At 52.1% G+C, this 916-nt stretch carries 1 protein-coding gene; it reads left to right on the forward strand.

Annotated elements, in window-relative coordinates; genetic code table 11:
- Positions 1-880, forward strand: an 880-nt coding sequence (locus FHK88_RS14570; RefSeq protein WP_227431007.1) for a hypothetical protein, incomplete at its 5' end; no start/stop codon positions are given.
- Between the last annotated feature and the right edge of the window lie 36 nt (positions 881-916).

Genomic DNA, 916 nt, shown 5'->3' on the forward strand with positions numbered 1-916 from the left:
GTGGCAAGAAGAAAGAAGGGAAAAAAATATGGGGAAGGATAAAAGAAAAGAAAAAGAAACACGAGAAGAGGGGAAACGAAGAAAGGGTAAAGGGAGAAGGAACGTAGGAAAAGAAAAGGGAAAAAAAAAAGGAGAAGAAAAGGAGAAAAAGAAGGGGGAAAAGGAGGGGGAAGAAGAAGGGGGGAGGAGAGAGGGGGAGGGGGAAAGGAGGAGAAGGAAGAGGGAAAAAGAAAGGAAAGGGAAGAAGGGGAGGGTGAAAAGGGAGAAAAAGAAAAAAAAAGAGAGGGAAGAAGAAAAAGGAAGAGAGGGAAGGAGGAGAAGGGAAGGGGGGAAGGGAGAGAGAGAAGGAGAGGGAGGGGGGGGAAGAGGAAGAGGGGGGAGGGGGAGAAGGGGGAGGGGGAGGGGAGAAGGAGGGGGGAAGAAGGGGAGGAAAGGGAGGGGGGGGGAAGGAGAGAAAAAGGGAGAGAAAAGAAGGGAGGAAGGAGGAAAAAGGGGGGAGAGGGGGAGGAAGAGGAGAGAGGGAAAAGAAGGGAGGGGGGGGGGAGGGAGGGGAAAAAAAGGGGAAAAGGGGGGAAAAGAAAGGGGGAGGGGGGGGAAAAAGGGGAGAGGAGAAGGGGAGGGGAAAAGGGGGGGAGAGAGGGAGAAGGGGAAAAGAAGAAAGAAAGGGAGAGGAGAAGAAAAGAGAGGAGAAAAAGAGAGAGGAGAAAGGGGGAAAAAGGGGGAAGGAAAAAAAGAGAAAAGAAGGAGGAAGAAGAGAAAGGACGGGAGGGGAGAGAAAGAAAAAGGAGGAGGAGAACAGGAGGGAGAGGGAAGGGAAAGGAGAGGGGGGGGGGGAGGGAAAAGGGAGGAAAAAAAGAAGGAAGGGAAAGCAGACAGTTAGGTGTAACACCTGAGGGCTGGCGTACCATCATTACAG

The sequence above is a fragment of the Psychrobacter sp. I-STPA6b genome (assembly GCF_020662265.1).
Lineage (GTDB): Bacteria > Pseudomonadota > Gammaproteobacteria > Pseudomonadales > Moraxellaceae > Psychrobacter.